The organism is Sandaracinobacter sp. T42 (genome assembly GCF_059115405.1).
Genome location: NZ_CM181101.1, coordinates 1,853,245 through 1,868,103, shown reverse-complemented (window position 1 = coordinate 1,868,103; position 14,859 = coordinate 1,853,245). Strand labels below are relative to the sequence as shown.

Here is a 14,859-nt window from a genome sequence, read left to right as displayed (position 1 = left end):
CCTTGGATATGAAGGGCCCGTTCGGCAACCTGCCATTGGGGGGAGCCGCCGCGGATGAGCTGGCAGCTGGAGGCGCTGGCGTCGGCCCTGCTTCTGGCCAATGTGTGGCTGGTCGCGCGCCGGTCGCTCTGGAACTATGCCTTCGGAATAGTGGCAGTCGCCCTCTATGCGATCATCTTCTGGCGGGCGCATCTCTTTGCCGCGTTCGCCCTGCAGGGCCTGTTCCTGGGGCTGAACATCTATGGGGTGCTGAACTGGCGCCGATCCGCCAGTGAAGGCGGTGTCGTGCCGGTGCAGCGGATGAGCCGCACCGAGCGCTGGGTGACGCTGGCGGGAACGGCCATCCTTGGCCTGATGGCGGGGCTGCTGCTGCACCGGACGACGGATGCCGCCGTTCCCTTCGCGGACAGCGCGAATACGGCACTGGCGCTGGCCGCGCAGTTCTGGCAGGCGCGCCGCCGGGTCGAGACCTGGGCGTTGTGGAGCCTCGTGAATCTCTTGTCCGTGGGGCTCTATGCCTCTCAGGCCCTGTGGTTCACGAGTGCGGTCTATGCCGTGTTGCTGGGTGTCGCCATCTATGGCTGGTGCGAATGGCGCCGGGCGGAACGGGGAATCGCTTGATGCTGCGGGTGGTGTTGTCTGGCGTGGAATCGGTGGGGAAATCCACCCTGGCGGCCGAACTGGCCCGTCACTTCCGCGGGCTGCTGGTGCCGGAGTTCGGCCGGACCTATACCGAGCGGCTGCGTCGCGACCTTACGCTGGAAGATCATTACGCCATCGCCGAAGGGCATGAGATCGCATCCGATCAGGCGGCAGCCGCGGATCCGCCGGTGCTGATCGAGGATACGGACATCGTGATGACCACGGTGTGGGCGACCATGTTGTTCGGCGCACGAGACCCCATCCTCGCCGCCCGCAAGAGCCGGGCGGACCTGCATCTGCTGCTGCTGCCCGATGTGCCCTTCGTGGCGGATCCGGTTCGGATGTTCGGGGCGGACCAGGTTCGGATGCGCTTCCATGAACGGGTGGTCGAGGAATTCGGCCTGCGCGACATCAGGGCCGTCGAAATCTCTGGCAGCTGGGCCGGGCGGAAGGCGGCCGCCATCGCTGCGATCGAGCCGCTGCTGTGACCGCGATCGTTGCAACCCTGCCCTGCACCCGGGCCGAGGCGGATGCCGCCGCGCTGATGGACGAGCCGTTCCCCGGCCTGGATCCCGCCCCCACGCTGGTTGCGGCGGAAGATGGCGACGCCTGGGTTCTGCGGCTTTATTGTGATGGTCAGCCGTCTGACGATCTGCTCGCGGCGTTCCGGGCGCTGGCTCCTTCATCCGGCCGGGCGCCCATGGTGGAGGCCATCGAGGACGCCGACTGGGTGACGCTGTCCCAGGCGGGGCTGGAGCCGGTGGATATCGGACGCTTCCATGTGCACACGGGCGAATGGGGGGGCACCGCAAAGCCGGGACAATGGCCGATCCGCATCGATGCCGGACTGGCCTTCGGCACCGGTCAGCATGCGACGACGGCGGGCTGCATCGGTGTGGCCGCGCGGCTGGCTAAGCGAGGCGAGAAGCGGAATGTTCTGGATGTGGGCACGGGATCGGGCCTGCTGGCGTTCGCGGCGCGCAAGCTGTTCCCCAGGGCCCGGCTGACGGCGGCAGACCTGGACCCGATCGCCACGAAAGTGGCGGTTGCGAATGCCCGGCTGAACGGCGTGCCGGCCGGCCGGGGGCCGGGCGCGATCACGCTGCTGGCGGCGCCCGGCGTGGAGCATCCGCTGATCGCGGGCCGCGCGCCCTATGATCTGGTTTTCGCGAACATACTGGCGGGGCCGCTGGTGGCGCTGGCGCCTTCGGTTTCCGCCGTGGTGGCGCGCGGCGGGCATCTGATCCTGGCCGGACTGCTGCAACCGCAGGCAGCGAAAGTGATCGCGGCCTACCGGGCCCAGGGGCTGACGCTGATCGACCGTTCCCCCCGTCGGGAATGGCCGGTTCTGCTGTTCCGCAAGGATGCGCCCGCGAACCGGCGGGCGGCGCTGAGGGGCAGCCGGCGGGAGACAGCCGGGCGCGGGTGGCAGATCGACAGTCTTTGATTGCGGCGCTGCGCGCCGGTTCCTCGCACTGGCTCGGGCGCGCAGTCGCGCTTGCGGCGGCTTCGCCGCCGGGGGTTACTGACCAAGGATCGCCAGCCAGTCCCCCTCTGAAATCACCTGCACGCCCAGCGCCTCCGCCTTCGCGCGTTTGGAGCCCGCGTCTGCGCCGGCCACCAGAATGTTGGTCTTCGCACTGACGCTGCCGGCCACTTTTGCGCCCAGGGCTTCGGCCCTGGCCTTGGCCTCGTCGCGGCCCATGCTTTCCAGCGTGCCGGTGAAGACGATGATCTTGCCGGAAACCGGGCTTTCGCGGGTTTCCAGGCGCACCTCCGCCGGGGTCACTTCGCGCAGAAGGTCGTGGACCAGTTCGCGGTTGTGCGGTTCGCGCCAGAAATCGGCGAGCGCCGAGGCGACTTCAGGGCCGACACCGCCCACGCCCACCAGCTGGGCGCGGTCTGCCGCCAGGCGCTTCCAGTGCTTTTCCGGCGTTTCGCCCAGCGCCGGTTCGGGGGCGTGGGCGACGAGGCGATCCAGCAACGCCTCCACATTGGGCCAGATGTGGTAGGTCCGCGCCAGATCGCGCGCCGTCACCTCACCGACATGGCGGATACCCAGTGCGAACAGCAACCGGTCCAGCCCGACGTTTCGCCGTGCCTCGATGCTGTCGATCAGGTTGCGGACGCTTTTTTCCTTCCAGCCCTCACGCCTGACCAGTTCGTCGGCGTGGCGGTGCAGGCGGAAGATATCGGCCGGGTTGGCGATCCAGCCCAGCGCCAGGAATTCCTCCAGGCTCTTGCCGCCCAGTCCGTCGATGTCGACGGCGCGGCGGGATACGAAGTGGCGCAACCGTTCATAGCGCTGGGCCGGGCAGATCAGGCCGCCGGTGCAGCGGCGCACGGCCTCGTCATCCTCGCGCAGGGCAAGGCTTCCGCACTCAGGGCAATGATCGGGGAAGGCATATTCCGCACGGGCAGCGTGGGCGGCTTCATCGCCTGTCCATCGCAGGATCTGGGGAATCACGTCTCCGGCGCGTTGCAGCTCCACCATGTCCCCCACGCGGACGTCCTTGCGGCGGATCTCGTCCTCGTTGTGGAGGGTGGCGTTGGTGACGACAACGCCACCGACCGTTACCGGCTTGAGCCGGGCGACCGGGGTGAGCGCGCCCGTCCGACCGACCTGGATGTCAATCGCAAGCAGCTCCGTCAGCGCACGCTGGGCAGGGAATTTGTGCGCCATCGCCCAGCGCGGATGGCGGGCGACCTGCCCCAGCCGTTCCTGCAGGGCGAGGCTGTCCACCTTTGAAACCAGCCCGTCGATGTCATAACCGAGCGTCGGCCGGGCCTGTTGCAGCGCGCGATAGCTTTCCAGCACCTCTGTCATGCCCCGGCAGCGGGTGAGCGTATCTGACACCGGGAAACCCCAGCTTTCGAAGCGCTTCATGCAATCATACTGCGTTTCGCCGATCGGCGCCGACACTTCGCCCCAGCCATGGGCATAGAAGGCCAGCGTGCGCGAAGCGGTGATGCGGGAATCGATCTGCCTGAGCGAGCCCGCAGCCGCGTTGCGGGGGTTGGCGAAGATCTTGCCACCAACCGCTTCCTGCGCCTCATTCAGCGCCTGAAACGCAGCCCATGTCATGTAGATCTCGCCGCGCACCTCCAGGATGTCCGGGGCGTCGGCGGGCAGTTCGTGCGGGATTGCCGAAACGGTCAGCGCATTGGCGGTCACATCCTCGCCTTCCGCGCCATCGCCACGCGTGGAAGCGGACACGAGGCGGCGGCCTTCATAGCGCAGGTTCAGGGACAGGCCGTCGATCTTGGCTTCGGCGGTGAAGAGGATCGTTTCGCCCTCCGGCCAGTTCAGGAAACGCTTCACCCGCGCTTCGAACTCCAGCGCGTCCGCATCCGAAAAGCCATTGTCCAGGCTAAGCATGGGCCGGGCGTGGCGGATCTTTCCGAAGCCGGAGGAAACGGGTGCGCCGACCTTCCGGCTGGGCGAATCGGGGCGGACCAGATGCGGGAACTGCGCCTCCAGCCGCCGGTTCTCCTCCACCAGATCGTCGAATTCGGCGTCGGAAATTTCCGGCGCATCTTCCTGATAATAAAGACGACTGTTTTCCGCGATCCGGGCCGCAAGCTCTGCCAGCCGCCGGGCGGCCTGTTCGTCCGTCATTCCGCGATCACGCCCGTCCATTCCATCCCCCCTAGCAGGCGCGGACGCTGGCCGGGAAGGGCCGAAGGGCTCCAGGGGTGATCGCCCGCGCGCCTCGAGACGCTGTCGAACCGGCGCGTGTCGCTGCGGATGCTGACGGCGCCTTCCAGCCGCAGTGCCGCCTTGTCCAGCTTCAGCCAGCGCGGGGCGCAGGGGCCGTGGAGGACGAAGGGCGCGGTCACCAGATCGGCCCGGGCGCACAGGCGGGCGGCATCCGCGGGCAGCTCATCCTTCAGCGCCAGCAGGTTCAGGCCGTTCAGAGACAGTTCGCAGGCTTCGGCCGAACAGCGCGCGCCCGGAAACGCGGAAAGCCGCGCGGTGGGGCTTGCGGCGGCCTGTTCCGACCAGTTGCCGACAAGAAAACCCTCCCGGTGGGCGCGCAGCATGTGCAGCCGGCCATCGCTGACGACCGCCACCTGTCGGCCATCCGCGCTGATGAACAGATCCGGGCGCGGGGCCAGCACGGCCACCAGTGCACCCGCAAGAATCAGCGGCGCGCCCAGCCAGCGGGGGCGGCCCGCCAGAAGGGCGATCAACAGGCCGCCGGCGAGCATGGGCAGCAGCGCAGTCCATGGCATGGCGGCAAGCTGGACGGTGGCGCCCGGCCAGCCGGCCACGGCCTCCCCGATCCCGGCCAGCGCCTCCAGCGACCGGATCAGTGGCGGGGCGACCAGCGGGCCGAAACCGATGGCGGAAAAGGCGAGCCACACACCAAGCAGCGGCATGATCACAAGCCCTGTCAGCGGAATGGCGACGAGGTTGGCGAGAAGACCGTAAATGCCCGCCCGGCCGAAGTGGGCGAGCACGATGGGAGCCAGCGCCAGTTCCACGACCAGCCCCGTCAGAAACAGGGCCGCACCATGGCGGGCCAGCCGTTGCAGCGGGCCGTCCTCTGCCCGGCGGCGCAGCCGGGCGCCCAGCGGCGAGACGGCCAGCGCGGCGAGCGCGGTGACCGCTGCAAAGCTGAGCTGGAAGCCGGGGTTCAGCAGGGCTTCCGGCCGGGCAAGCAGGATCAGCAGGCCCGCGAACCCGATCAGCCGGAGCGAGAGCGGATCGCGGCCAAGCATCAGGGCCCCCAGCACCACCCAGGCGGCGATGGCCGCACGGACGGCAGGCAGATCCGCGCCGGACAGCAATGTGTAAAGGGTGCCCGATGCCCCTGCCCCCACTGCCGCGATCCGGGTGACGGACGTGCGCAGCGCCAGCCAGGGCCACAGCGCCAGCAAACGGCGCAGCAGGAACAGCATCCCGCCTACGACGACGACGATGTGGAAACCGGAAACGGTGAGGATATGGGCAAGCCCGGCCGTGCGCATCGCCGCCAGCAGATCCGTCCGGATCCGCCCTTGTTCCCCGAAGATCAGCGCGACGGCGATGGCGCCAGCGTCTCCGCCCAGCGCCTTCAGCGTGGCTTCGCTGCCGGCGGCGCGGACAGCGGCAAGCGGCGGCAGGCCGCCGGCCGCAGGGGCCAGCAACCGGGGGGGCGTAAAGATGCGCCCCGTCGCGGACACGCCTTCGAACCAGGCCCGGCGGCCTGGATCATGCGCACCGGGCAGTGCCGGCGACGCCGGTGGGCCGAGGCTGGCCAGCGCGCCGATGCGAGCGCCGGGGCGCAACCAGGCCGGCGGGGCGCTGTGCAGCGAAAGCCGAACGGTGACGGGCGGATCGACGGACGTCGCGTCTCTACGGAGCAGGATCGCGTGGCGTTCGCCCCCTTCGTGCGGGCGGACGGCAAGGACCGTTCCCGTGATCGGATAAGGCGTGAGCCGGTGGTGCAGGCGCGGTGCCGCAACCGAGGCGCTGCGATATTCGGCGGCCGCGAGTCCCAGCGCCAGCAGCAGGCCGAACGCGATTGTAAGGCGCCTGATAAGACCACTGACACCAAGGCCAGACAGCGCGATGGCAAGTGCCAGCAGCAAGGCCGCCTGCCGCTGGCTGTTGAAGGGAAGCCCGAACCACAGGGCAATGCCGCCTGCGAAGGCGACGGGCGCGAACAGGATCAGCTGGCGCTGCTGCGCGGCGATCCACGCCCCGGCCAGCGCGCGCCATCCATGCGGCGTATCAATCGCCTTTTGCCCGATCGCACCGATGCTGCTAGCCACGCCCCGACTTCAGCCCTTACCGCCTCTGTCGACCCCGGAGGCTTCAATCGGATCCTTTGATGCCAGACGCAAGCGATACCGTGCTTCCCGAATATGCCAGCCTGCCACGCCCCGTGACGCGGTTTGCGCCATCCCCCACCGGCTATCTGCACATCGGCGGGGCGCGCACGGCCCTGTTCAACTGGCTGTATGCCCGTCACCACGGCGGCAGCTTCCTGCTGCGAATCGAGGACACGGACCGGGCGCGGTCCACCGACGATGCGATCGCCAAGATCATCGACGGGATGGACTGGCTGGGCCTGACGCCGGATCGCCCGCCGCTGTTCCAGTTCGCCCGCGCCGGCAGACATGTCGCAATCGCCCATCGGCTGCTTGCCGAAGGCAAGGCCTATCGCTGCTATGCCACGGCGCAGGAACTGGAAGAAATGCGCGAGGCGCAGAAGGCGCAGGGGCTTCCGCAGCGCTATGATGGCCGCTGGCGCGACCGCATCGAAACCCCGGACCTGCCCTTTGTGGTGCGGCTGAAAGCCCCCCGCGACGGCGAGACTGTGATCGAGGACCAGGTGCAGGGCCGTGTGGCGCAGGCCAATGCGGAGCTGGACGATTTCGTGCTGCTGCGATCGGATGGCACCCCCACCTACATGCTGGCCGTTGTGGTGGACGATCATGACATGGCCGTTTCCCATGTGATCCGGGGCGACGACCACCTGACCAACACGTTCCGGCAACTGGCGCTGATTCGGGCGCTGGGGTGGCCGGAACCCGTCTATGCCCATGTACCGATGATCCACGGCCCGGATGGCGCCAAGCTGTCCAAGCGGCATGGCGCGCTGGGGGTGGAAGCCTATCGCGACGAGATGGGCATCCTGCCGGAGGCGCTTGAAAATTACCTGCTGCGGCTGGGCTGGGCCCATGGCGACACCGAACTTGTGACGCGCGACGAGGCCGTGAAACTGTTCGACCTGGATGGCGTGGGCCGCTCGCCGGGGCGCTTCGACCTGAAGAAGCTGGAAAGCGTGAACGCCCACCACATGAAGCAGGCGGCGAACGAGCGCCTGGTGAGGCTTGTGACGCCACGCATAGAGGCGATGCTGGACGCCCCCCTGACGGATGCGCAGCGCGACCTGCTGCTTCGCAGCATGGACGAGCTGAAGCCCAGAGCAAAGAATCTCAACGAGTTGGCCTCTTCCGCGCTGTTTCTTGTTCGCAGCCGCCCGCTGGTTGTGGACGAGGCCGCCCGAAAGTTGCTAGACGCCGAAGGGCTTGGGCTGCTGGCGGAAACGCGGACAGCCCTGGCTGCGGTTCCCGAGTGGAACCGCGAAGCCCTGGAAGCCGCCGCCAAACAGGTGGCGGAAGCCCATGGGCTGGGGCTGGGCAAGGTGGCGGGGCCGCTTAGGGCGGCGCTGACCGGCCAGCCCAACGCGCCGAGCGTGTTCGCCGTGATGGCGGCGCTGGGCCGCGACGAAAGCCTGGGGCGCATCGGAGATGCGCTCGGGTAAACGGGGCGCATCCGGAATGCGCCGGGATTTGCGGGACGCGGCTTCGACGCGCCCGGACTGGAAAGCGCCCCGGGGGCAGATCCGGGGCTGGAAGCGCATCGAAATGCGCACCACATCAAAGGGGCGAGGCGCCCCATACGAAACGGGATTGGAAAGGCGAAACATGAGCACGGAAGCCAAAATCATCCTGGGGGACAAGACCATCGATCTGCCCGTGAAAGACGGCAGCATCGGCCCGCAGGTGCTCGATATCCGCAAGCTCTATGGCCAGACCGGCGCCTTCACCTTCGACCCGGGCTTCACCTCGACGGCCTCCTGCGAATCCGCCATTACCTACATCGACGGCGACCAAGGCGTTCTGCTGCACCGCGGCTACCCGATCGAGCAACTGGCCGAACATTCGAGTTTCATGGAAGTCGCCTATCTGCTGACCGAGGGCGAACTCCCCTCCGCCGAGGAGCTGAAGCGCTTCGAACATACCATCAGCCGCCACACCATGGTGCATGAGCAGCTGCTGCAATTCTATCGGGGTTTCCGGCGTGACGCCCACCCGATGGCGATCATGTGCGGCGTGGTGGGGGCGCTTTCGGCCTTCTATCACGACTCCACCGACATCGACGATCCGAAGCAGCGCATGATCGCCAGCAACCGGCTGATCGCGAAGATGCCGACGATTGCGGCCATGGCTTATAAGTATTCCGTCGGCCAGCCCTTCATGTATCCCGACAACTCGCTGAGCTACACGGGCAATTTCCTAAAGATGACCTTCGGCGTTCCGGCCGAGGAGTATGTGGTCGATCCCGTGATCGAAAAGGCGATGGATCGCATCTTCATCCTGCACGCCGATCATGAACAGAATGCCTCCACCTCGACAGTGCGTCTGGCCGGATCTTCGGGCGCCAACCCGTTTGCGTGCATGGCCGCCGGCATCGCCTGCCTGTGGGGCCCCGCGCATGGCGGCGCCAACGAAGCGGCCCTGAACATGCTGCGCGAGATCGGCCGCCCGGAACGGATTCCGGAGTTCATTGCCCGCGCCAAGGACAAGGACGATCCGTTCCGCCTGATGGGTTTCGGTCACCGCGTGTACAAGAATTACGATCCGCGCGCGAAGGTGATGCAGCAGACGGCGAACGAAGTGCTGGCGAAGCTGGGCGTGACCGACCCGATCTTCGATGTTGCGCGCGAACTGGAGCAGATCGCGCTGAAGGACGAATATTTCGTCTCCAAGAAGCTCTACCCGAACGTCGATTTCTATTCGGGCATCATCCTGTCCGCCATCGGCTTCCCCACCAGCATGTTCACCGTGCTGTTCGCGCTGGCCCGCACCGTGGGCTGGGTGGCGCAGTGGAACGAGATGATCGGCGATCCGGAGCAGAAGATCGGCCGTCCCCGACAGCTCTACACGGGCGCGCCGAAGCGGGATTATGTGCCGATCACAAAGCGTTGAGATCCAGGTGGCGGGTGTGCAGCCCGCCCCACCCTTCATCCGAACCCGGGTTCTAACGCCTTTCCAATTTGGCCGCCTTAGCCGGCAACCGTGCCACCGGGATCCGGATTATTGATTCGGATCATGGTTAATTCTGATCGGCCGGTTCACTATCCATCCTGGTGCCGAAGGGGGGTGGAGATGCTGAAGCCTGCCGTTCTGTCTGCGTTGTTGGTGGCTGCGATGCCGGCGCACGCATTCACGACGCTGGAAATCGCACTGGCGAACCGGGCCGCCAGCTTCGTGTGGGACTTCCTGAGCGCGGCAAGCAGCAATGCCGTGGCCGTGGCGAACCCTGTTGCGGTTTCGCACAGCCAGGGCCTGCGAACAGATGCCTTCTACGACGACGGCTTCATCTGGGCCGAGGTGAAGGGCGAAATGACATCCGGCGTCGGCAGCCCGCCGGCGGGCGACGCCCGGCAAGCGTATCGCGCCTATGCGGAATACAACTTCTTTTCCGAGAATGTTCATATCCATCAGAATGCGGCCCCTGCCCTGACTGCCCCGGACGGGATTTCGGGCAAGGCCAACGAGAACACGCGGATCAAGGGCGTCCTTGGTGTTCTGAAGGAAGCGATCGGCATCCCACCGGATCCACTGCAATCCGCCTTCAGCGACGGGACCGCGATGGGCGAGATCTTCGTGCCCGTCAGCTTCGCCAGCGATCTTGGGCCCCGAACCGAATTCAGTTTCACCGTCTCGGTCGCGACCGAGGGCGGATCCTGGCTGCTGGCAGAAGCGACCGGCAAGGGCAACGGCAAGGCCACAAGCCTGCTGCTGCCGACACTGGCCCAGTCAGACCCGACCCTCGCCAAGCTGGTTTCCGACGATTTCGTGAGCCGGATCAAGGCCGGCAAAGGGGGATCTGTTTCGTTCGTGCTGGGCGACGGATTGCTGCCTGCGGGCGATTCCGGCGTGGCGGGCATTCCGCTGCTGGTGCCGCTGAACACGCCCTTCTGGTTCGAAACGGAACTGACCACCTACAATTCAGGCGCAATCCCCGAGCCTGACGCCTGGATCCTTATGATTGCGGGATTCGGACTTCTAGGCCTTCGATTGCGCAGGGCGCGTGCGGCTGCCGCCTGACGGCTTCACGCGGCTTCGTTCGCGGCCTTGAGGCCCATGCGTTTCAGCTTCTCGACAAGCGTTGTTCGCTTCAGGCCCAGCAGGCGGGCGGATTCCGCGACCGTGCCGTTGGAGAGCGCCAACGCCTGGGCGATCAGCGCCGCTTCCGCTTCGGCAAGCAGTTGCTTCAGTTCCATCGGCGCGAGTGCGTTCGCGCCGATGGAGAGAGATCCGGCCAGCGCGGCCGGCCGCACGGCAGGCGCTTCGGGCGGCTGACCGAGCCAGGCGCCAACCGGACGGCGGCGCGGCAGCATCAGCCGCTCCACCGTGGAGGCGTCCAGGACCCGCTCCCCCATCGCCAGCGCCCGATCGACGAAATTCCTGAGTTCGCGCAGGTTTCCGGGCCAGTCATGCGCCTGCAGGCGGGCAAGCCCTTCCGGCGGAAGGTGCAGCCGAAGCCGCTGGGCGTCAGCGAAATGGGCGACGAGCGCCTCTATGTCACCCAGACGGGCAGCCAGCGGCGGCAGATCGAGAAGGACGACGGCAAGCCGCCAGTAGAGATCGGCGCGAAACTGCCGCGCATCGACCGCTGCTTCCAGATCGACGTTGGTGGCGGCGACCAGCCGGAAATCGACCGGGATCGAACGCCCGCCGCCCAGCCGTTCGATGGTGCGGGTTTCCAGCGCGCGAAGTAGCTTGACCTGAAGCGGAAGCGGGAGGTCGCCAACCTCGTCCAGAAACAGGGTGCCGCCATGGGCGGATTCCAGCCGGCCGATGCGGGTGCGGGTGGCGCCCGTATAGGCCCCCGCATCGGCACCGAACAGTTCCGCCTCTGCCAGATCCTGCGGGATTGCCCCGCAATTCACCGCCTCGAACGGGCCGCTGGCGCGCGGGCTTGCGGCATGAAGCGCACGGGCGGCGTTTTCCTTTCCGCTGCCGGATGGCCCGGTCAGCAGCACGGTCGCGTCTGTCGGCGCGATGCGCGCGATTGTTTGCCGCACGGCACGCATGGCCGCTGAATTGCCGATCAGATCGGCCGAGGCGCGCGGCCCGCGCCCGCTGTCGCGGTGCACTGAAAGCGGAACTTCGCCCATCCCTCTGCTTCCTTTCGAAGGGGTGTTTGCTGAAGTGTCCGACCCGGTATTCGATTGCCTGTGTGCGCGTGTTTCTTCGGCCGGTCACCGCCCCTCCGGCAGATGGCCCGAACCGGATAAATCCCTTCCTTCCCGTGTCGTTATCCCCATTTGCAGCATTGCAGGCGTTGACCTTTGGAGGCCGGCTGGCAAAGGTGCGCGCGGGGTCGGCGGAACTGTTCTGGCATGGCTGCTGCGGCAGCGTGCAGCCGGGATACATCCGCCTTGGCAAGGATGCCGCCGCCGGAGGGCTGGTGGGCGCGGATCTGGCCGGGGAAACCATTGAGTTTTCAACGGTTAGGAATGCGCTTTGGCTGATTATGATACATCCGGAATGAACGGAAATCCCTTGCTTTCGCTGAAAATTCTGGCGGCCGGCGCAACAGTGCCAGGGGCGGCGCTGGCCCGCTGGCGGGTGATCCAGGGTTCTGGCGACCTGTGCCTGCAACTGCAGGACGTGCGGCCGGATCTGCTGGTGATGGATGCAGCCGAAATCAGCCCCGATCTTGCCGCCCTGCTGGTTTCCGACACATTCGCCGCCATGCCGCTGATCCTGCTGACGGGCGACGGCGATGCGGAACAGGTGGGTCTGCTGCTGGAGCGACCGATGCGCATTCTGGCCGCGCCTGCCGAACCGCAGGAACTGGCCGGGCTGGTGACGGAGATAGCCGCCGGGCTGGCCGGTGGCGTGGCCGATGCCGGATCCCGCTATGAGGCGGATGAGCGACTGGCCGCGCTGAAGCGCGACGCCGAGCGGGTGGCGGCGGCGCTAGCCGACCTTGCCGGGCTGAGGGGCCCGGAAGCCGCTCGCCCGGTGACGGCCGCGCGCATCCGCGCGCACATCAAGGCCCGCCGCAACCGGGAGCGCTTCTTTGCGGCGGAGCTGTTTTCAGACCCGGTGTGGGACATCCTGCTGGATCTGTCCGCATCCCGCCTGGAAGACCGGCCCGTGAGCGTGTCGAGCCTGTGCATCGCCGCCCATGTGCCCACCACCACTGCGCTGCGCACCATCCGGATGCTGGTGGATCGCGGGTTGCTGACCCGGCGCAATGACCCGTCCGATGCCCGGCGGAGTTTCATCGCCCTGTCCCGGCATGCGGCCGAGGCGATGGATGGCTGCCTGGAAGCCGTGTTGAACCAACCGGGGCAATAGCCCTGTTTCTTGGCATAGGCCCGCGCGGCGGGCGGGGCGGCTTTCTTGCACGGGGCCGGAAATCGGGCCACCAAGACGGCAGGGAGGACAGATATGCGCACATTGGCGATCGTCGGTTCGGGGCCTGCGGGCTTCTATACGGCGGAAGCGGCACTGAAGGCATTCGGCGATACGGTGCGAATCGACATCATCGACCGGCTGCCGACACCCTATGGCCTGATCCGGGCGGGCGTTGCGCCGGATCACCAGTCGATCAAGGCGGTTTCGCGCCGCTATGATCAGGTGGCAACCGACCCGCGCGTGCGATTCCTGGGCCATGTATCGATCGGCACGGATGTGTCCGTGGCGGAACTGACGGACCTGTACGACGATGTGGTTCTGGCTGTCGGTGCGCCGCTTGACCGGCCGCTGGGGGTGTCGGGCGAGGATCTGCCCGGCGTGATCGGATCGGCCGCCTTCGTGGGCTGGTACAACGGGCATCCGGATTACAAGGACCTGGCCCCTCCCCTGGACGCCGAGGAAGCCGTGGTGGTGGGGAACGGCAATGTCGCCATCGATTGCGCCCGTATCCTGGCCAAGACCGTCAGCGAACTGCAGGACAGCGACATCGTGAACCATGCGCTGGATCCGCTTTCGAAATCGACGGTGCGGCGCATCCACCTGCTGGGGCGGCGCGGCCCGCACCAGGCGAGTTTCACGCTGAAGGAAGTGGGCGAACTGGGGGAACTGGCACGGGCGACGCCCATCGTTCGGCCGGCCGACTTCCCGCCGGCTGAAACGGACGCCACGCTGGAAACCGGGCAGCGACGCGTGGTGGAGGTGCTGCGGCGCTTTGCGGCCGAGGGGCCGGATGCAGCCAAGCCGGTGACGGTAAGCCTGGATTTCTTCCGCCGCCCTCTGCGCGTACTTGGAACGGACCGGGTGGAAGCCATCGAGGTGATGAAGACGCGCGTGGACGCGAACGGGCAGGCCGTCGACACAGGCGAGACGGAGATCATCCCCTGCGGGCTGGTGGTGGCGGCCATCGGTTATCGCACATCGGCCATTCCAGGTGTGCCCTTCGACGAAAAGGCGGGTCGCTTCGTGAATGAGGACGGGCTGATCTCACCCGGGCTGTGGTGCGTGGGCTGGGCCCGACGCGGGCCTTCGGGCACGATTGGCACGAACCGCCCCGACGGCTTTGCCCTGGTGGAGCGGATTGCCGCCCGCGAACCCGCGATGACGGGTGCGGGCCGCGCCGGAATGGACGCTCTGCTGGCCCGCCGGGGCGTCACCGTGGCGAGCTTCGAGGACTGGCAGAAGATCGATGCGCTGGAAGTTTCCCGCGCCCGGGCTGGCGCCCCCCGCGAAAAGATCGTGGAGTTGACAGAGTTGAGACAGGTTTTTGCAGGCTGAGCCGCGTTTTGGCTGTTCCCGCCCGTTTTACGTGTTGACGCCGGGGAGTGCCGCGACTATCCCGCCGCCTCGGTCCGGGGAATAGCTCAGCCTGGTAGAGCACTGTCTTCGGGAGGCAGGGGCCGGAGGTTCGAATCCTCTTTCCCCGACCATCTTCCAAATGGTTGGAACCGGCAGGCTTCGCGCGGAAACGCGCGAAGCCTGCGGTGATTCCCGTCCACTGTCTCAGCCGTGCAGCGTATCAGCCCTGCTTTAGCAGGCGTTCGACGAGCGCGCCGGCTGCGGCATCGACATCCGCCCAGCTTCGCGCGAAATCGGCGGCGTCGCCATAATAGGGGTCTGCAACCGCCTGCCCTTCCCGCCCCGGCACCAGATCCAGCAGCAGCGACAGTTCCGCCGCCGACGGACCGGGCGACAGCCGGCGGAGGTTCATGAGATTTTCGTGGTCAGCCGCGAAGATGTGGCTGAATCGCCGAAAATCGCCGGGCTGCACCTGCCGGGCGCGGAGGCCGCTGATATCCACGCCGTTGGCGCGCGCGATCGCCTGGGCGCGCGGATCCGGTGGACGGCCGACATGCCAGTCACCCGTTCCGGCGGAATCGATCCGCAGATCAAGCCCGGCCGCCAAGGCACGGGCGCGGAACGCGCCTTCGGCCAGCGGCGACCGGCAGATGTTGCCCAGACAGACGAACAGGATCGCAGGCGGCTGCATGTGCATGCGCGCCC

At 67.1% G+C, this 14,859-nt stretch carries 13 protein-coding genes and 1 tRNA gene; 10 read left to right on the top strand and 4 right to left on the bottom strand.

Features of this window, described 5'->3' with window-relative positions; genetic code table 11:
- Positions 1-54: 54 nt before the first annotated feature.
- Genes pnuC through ACW9TV_RS09055 form a run of 3 tightly spaced genes read left to right on the top strand, consistent with a single transcriptional unit; the run spans position 55 to position 2,089 of the window.
- Positions 55-621: a nicotinamide riboside transporter PnuC gene (gene pnuC / locus ACW9TV_RS09065; RefSeq protein ID WP_494303157.1), complete on the top strand. Its 567-nt coding sequence runs from the start codon at positions 55-57 to the stop codon at positions 619-621.
- Positions 621-1,130 (top strand): AAA family ATPase, encoded by a 510-nt coding sequence (locus ACW9TV_RS09060; protein WP_494303156.1) that lies wholly within the window; start codon positions 621-623, stop codon positions 1,128-1,130. Before pnuC ends, ACW9TV_RS09060 begins: the two co-directional genes overlap by 1 nt.
- Positions 1,127-2,089 carry a 50S ribosomal protein L11 methyltransferase gene (locus ACW9TV_RS09055; protein ID WP_494303155.1) on the top strand — a complete coding sequence of 321 codons (963 nt, stop codon included), beginning with the start codon at positions 1,127-1,129 and terminating at the stop codon, positions 2,087-2,089. Before ACW9TV_RS09060 ends, ACW9TV_RS09055 begins: the two co-directional genes overlap by 4 nt.
- 75 nt (positions 2,090-2,164) lie before the next feature.
- On the opposite strand, the gene ligA is transcribed toward ACW9TV_RS09055, so the two are convergent.
- The gene (gene ligA / locus ACW9TV_RS09050) at positions 2,165-4,282 is read right to left on the bottom strand and encodes an NAD-dependent DNA ligase LigA (protein ID WP_494303154.1); all 2,118 of its coding nucleotides are present in this window, start codon (positions 4,280-4,282) and stop codon (positions 2,165-2,167) included.
- Positions 4,258-6,402, bottom strand: coding sequence for a ComEC/Rec2 family competence protein (locus tag ACW9TV_RS09045; RefSeq protein ID WP_494303153.1), 2,145 nt, complete (start codon positions 6,400-6,402; stop codon positions 4,258-4,260). Before ACW9TV_RS09045 ends, ligA begins: the two co-directional genes overlap by 25 nt.
- Before the next feature lie 59 nt (positions 6,403-6,461).
- On the opposite strand from ACW9TV_RS09045, the gene gltX reads away from it, so the two are divergent.
- The 3 genes from gltX (at position 6,462) to ACW9TV_RS09030 (ending at position 10,473) form a co-directional block, all read left to right on the top strand.
- A complete protein-coding gene (gltX, locus tag ACW9TV_RS09040; RefSeq protein ID WP_494303152.1) occupies positions 6,462-7,901 on the top strand; it encodes a glutamate--tRNA ligase in 1,440 nt (479 codons plus the stop codon).
- 163 nt (positions 7,902-8,064) lie between these two features.
- Positions 8,065-9,348, top strand: coding sequence for a citrate synthase (locus tag ACW9TV_RS09035; RefSeq protein ID WP_494303151.1), 1,284 nt, complete (start codon positions 8,065-8,067; stop codon positions 9,346-9,348).
- 180 nt (positions 9,349-9,528) lie between these two features.
- Positions 9,529-10,473 (top strand): PEP-CTERM sorting domain-containing protein, encoded by a 945-nt coding sequence (locus ACW9TV_RS09030; protein ID WP_494303150.1) that lies wholly within the window; start codon positions 9,529-9,531, stop codon positions 10,471-10,473.
- Positions 10,474-10,478: 5 nt separating this feature from the next.
- Here ACW9TV_RS09030 and ACW9TV_RS09025 read toward each other — a convergent pair whose 3' ends face one another.
- Positions 10,479-11,546: a sigma-54 interaction domain-containing protein gene (locus ACW9TV_RS09025; RefSeq protein WP_494303149.1), complete on the bottom strand. Its 1,068-nt coding sequence runs from the start codon at positions 11,544-11,546 to the stop codon at positions 10,479-10,481.
- Between the two features lie 62 nt (positions 11,547-11,608).
- Here ACW9TV_RS09025 and ACW9TV_RS09020 point away from each other — a divergent pair, with 62 nt between their 5' ends.
- The 4 genes from ACW9TV_RS09020 to ACW9TV_RS09005 all read left to right on the top strand — a co-directional run bounded on the left by ACW9TV_RS09020 (position 11,609) and on the right by ACW9TV_RS09005 (position 14,285).
- Positions 11,609-11,923 carry a hypothetical protein gene (locus ACW9TV_RS09020; protein ID WP_494303148.1) on the top strand — a complete coding sequence of 105 codons (315 nt, stop codon included), beginning with the start codon at positions 11,609-11,611 and terminating at the stop codon, positions 11,921-11,923.
- On the top strand, positions 11,920-12,738 hold the full coding sequence (locus tag ACW9TV_RS09015; protein ID WP_494303147.1) for a hypothetical protein: 819 nt from the start codon (positions 11,920-11,922) through the stop codon (positions 12,736-12,738). Before ACW9TV_RS09020 ends, ACW9TV_RS09015 begins: the two co-directional genes overlap by 4 nt.
- Before the next feature lie 93 nt (positions 12,739-12,831).
- A complete protein-coding gene (locus ACW9TV_RS09010) occupies positions 12,832-14,133 on the top strand; it encodes an FAD-dependent oxidoreductase (RefSeq protein ID WP_494303146.1) in 1,302 nt (433 codons plus the stop codon).
- Positions 14,134-14,208: 75 nt separating this feature from the next.
- A tRNA-Pro gene (locus tag ACW9TV_RS09005) sits at positions 14,209-14,285 on the top strand.
- 89 nt (positions 14,286-14,374) lie between these two features.
- Here the strand turns inward: ACW9TV_RS09005 and ACW9TV_RS09000 are convergent.
- The gene (locus ACW9TV_RS09000; protein WP_494303145.1) at positions 14,375-14,845 is read right to left on the bottom strand and encodes a low molecular weight protein-tyrosine-phosphatase; all 471 of its coding nucleotides are present in this window, start codon (positions 14,843-14,845) and stop codon (positions 14,375-14,377) included.
- Positions 14,846-14,859: the final 14 nt, after the last annotated feature.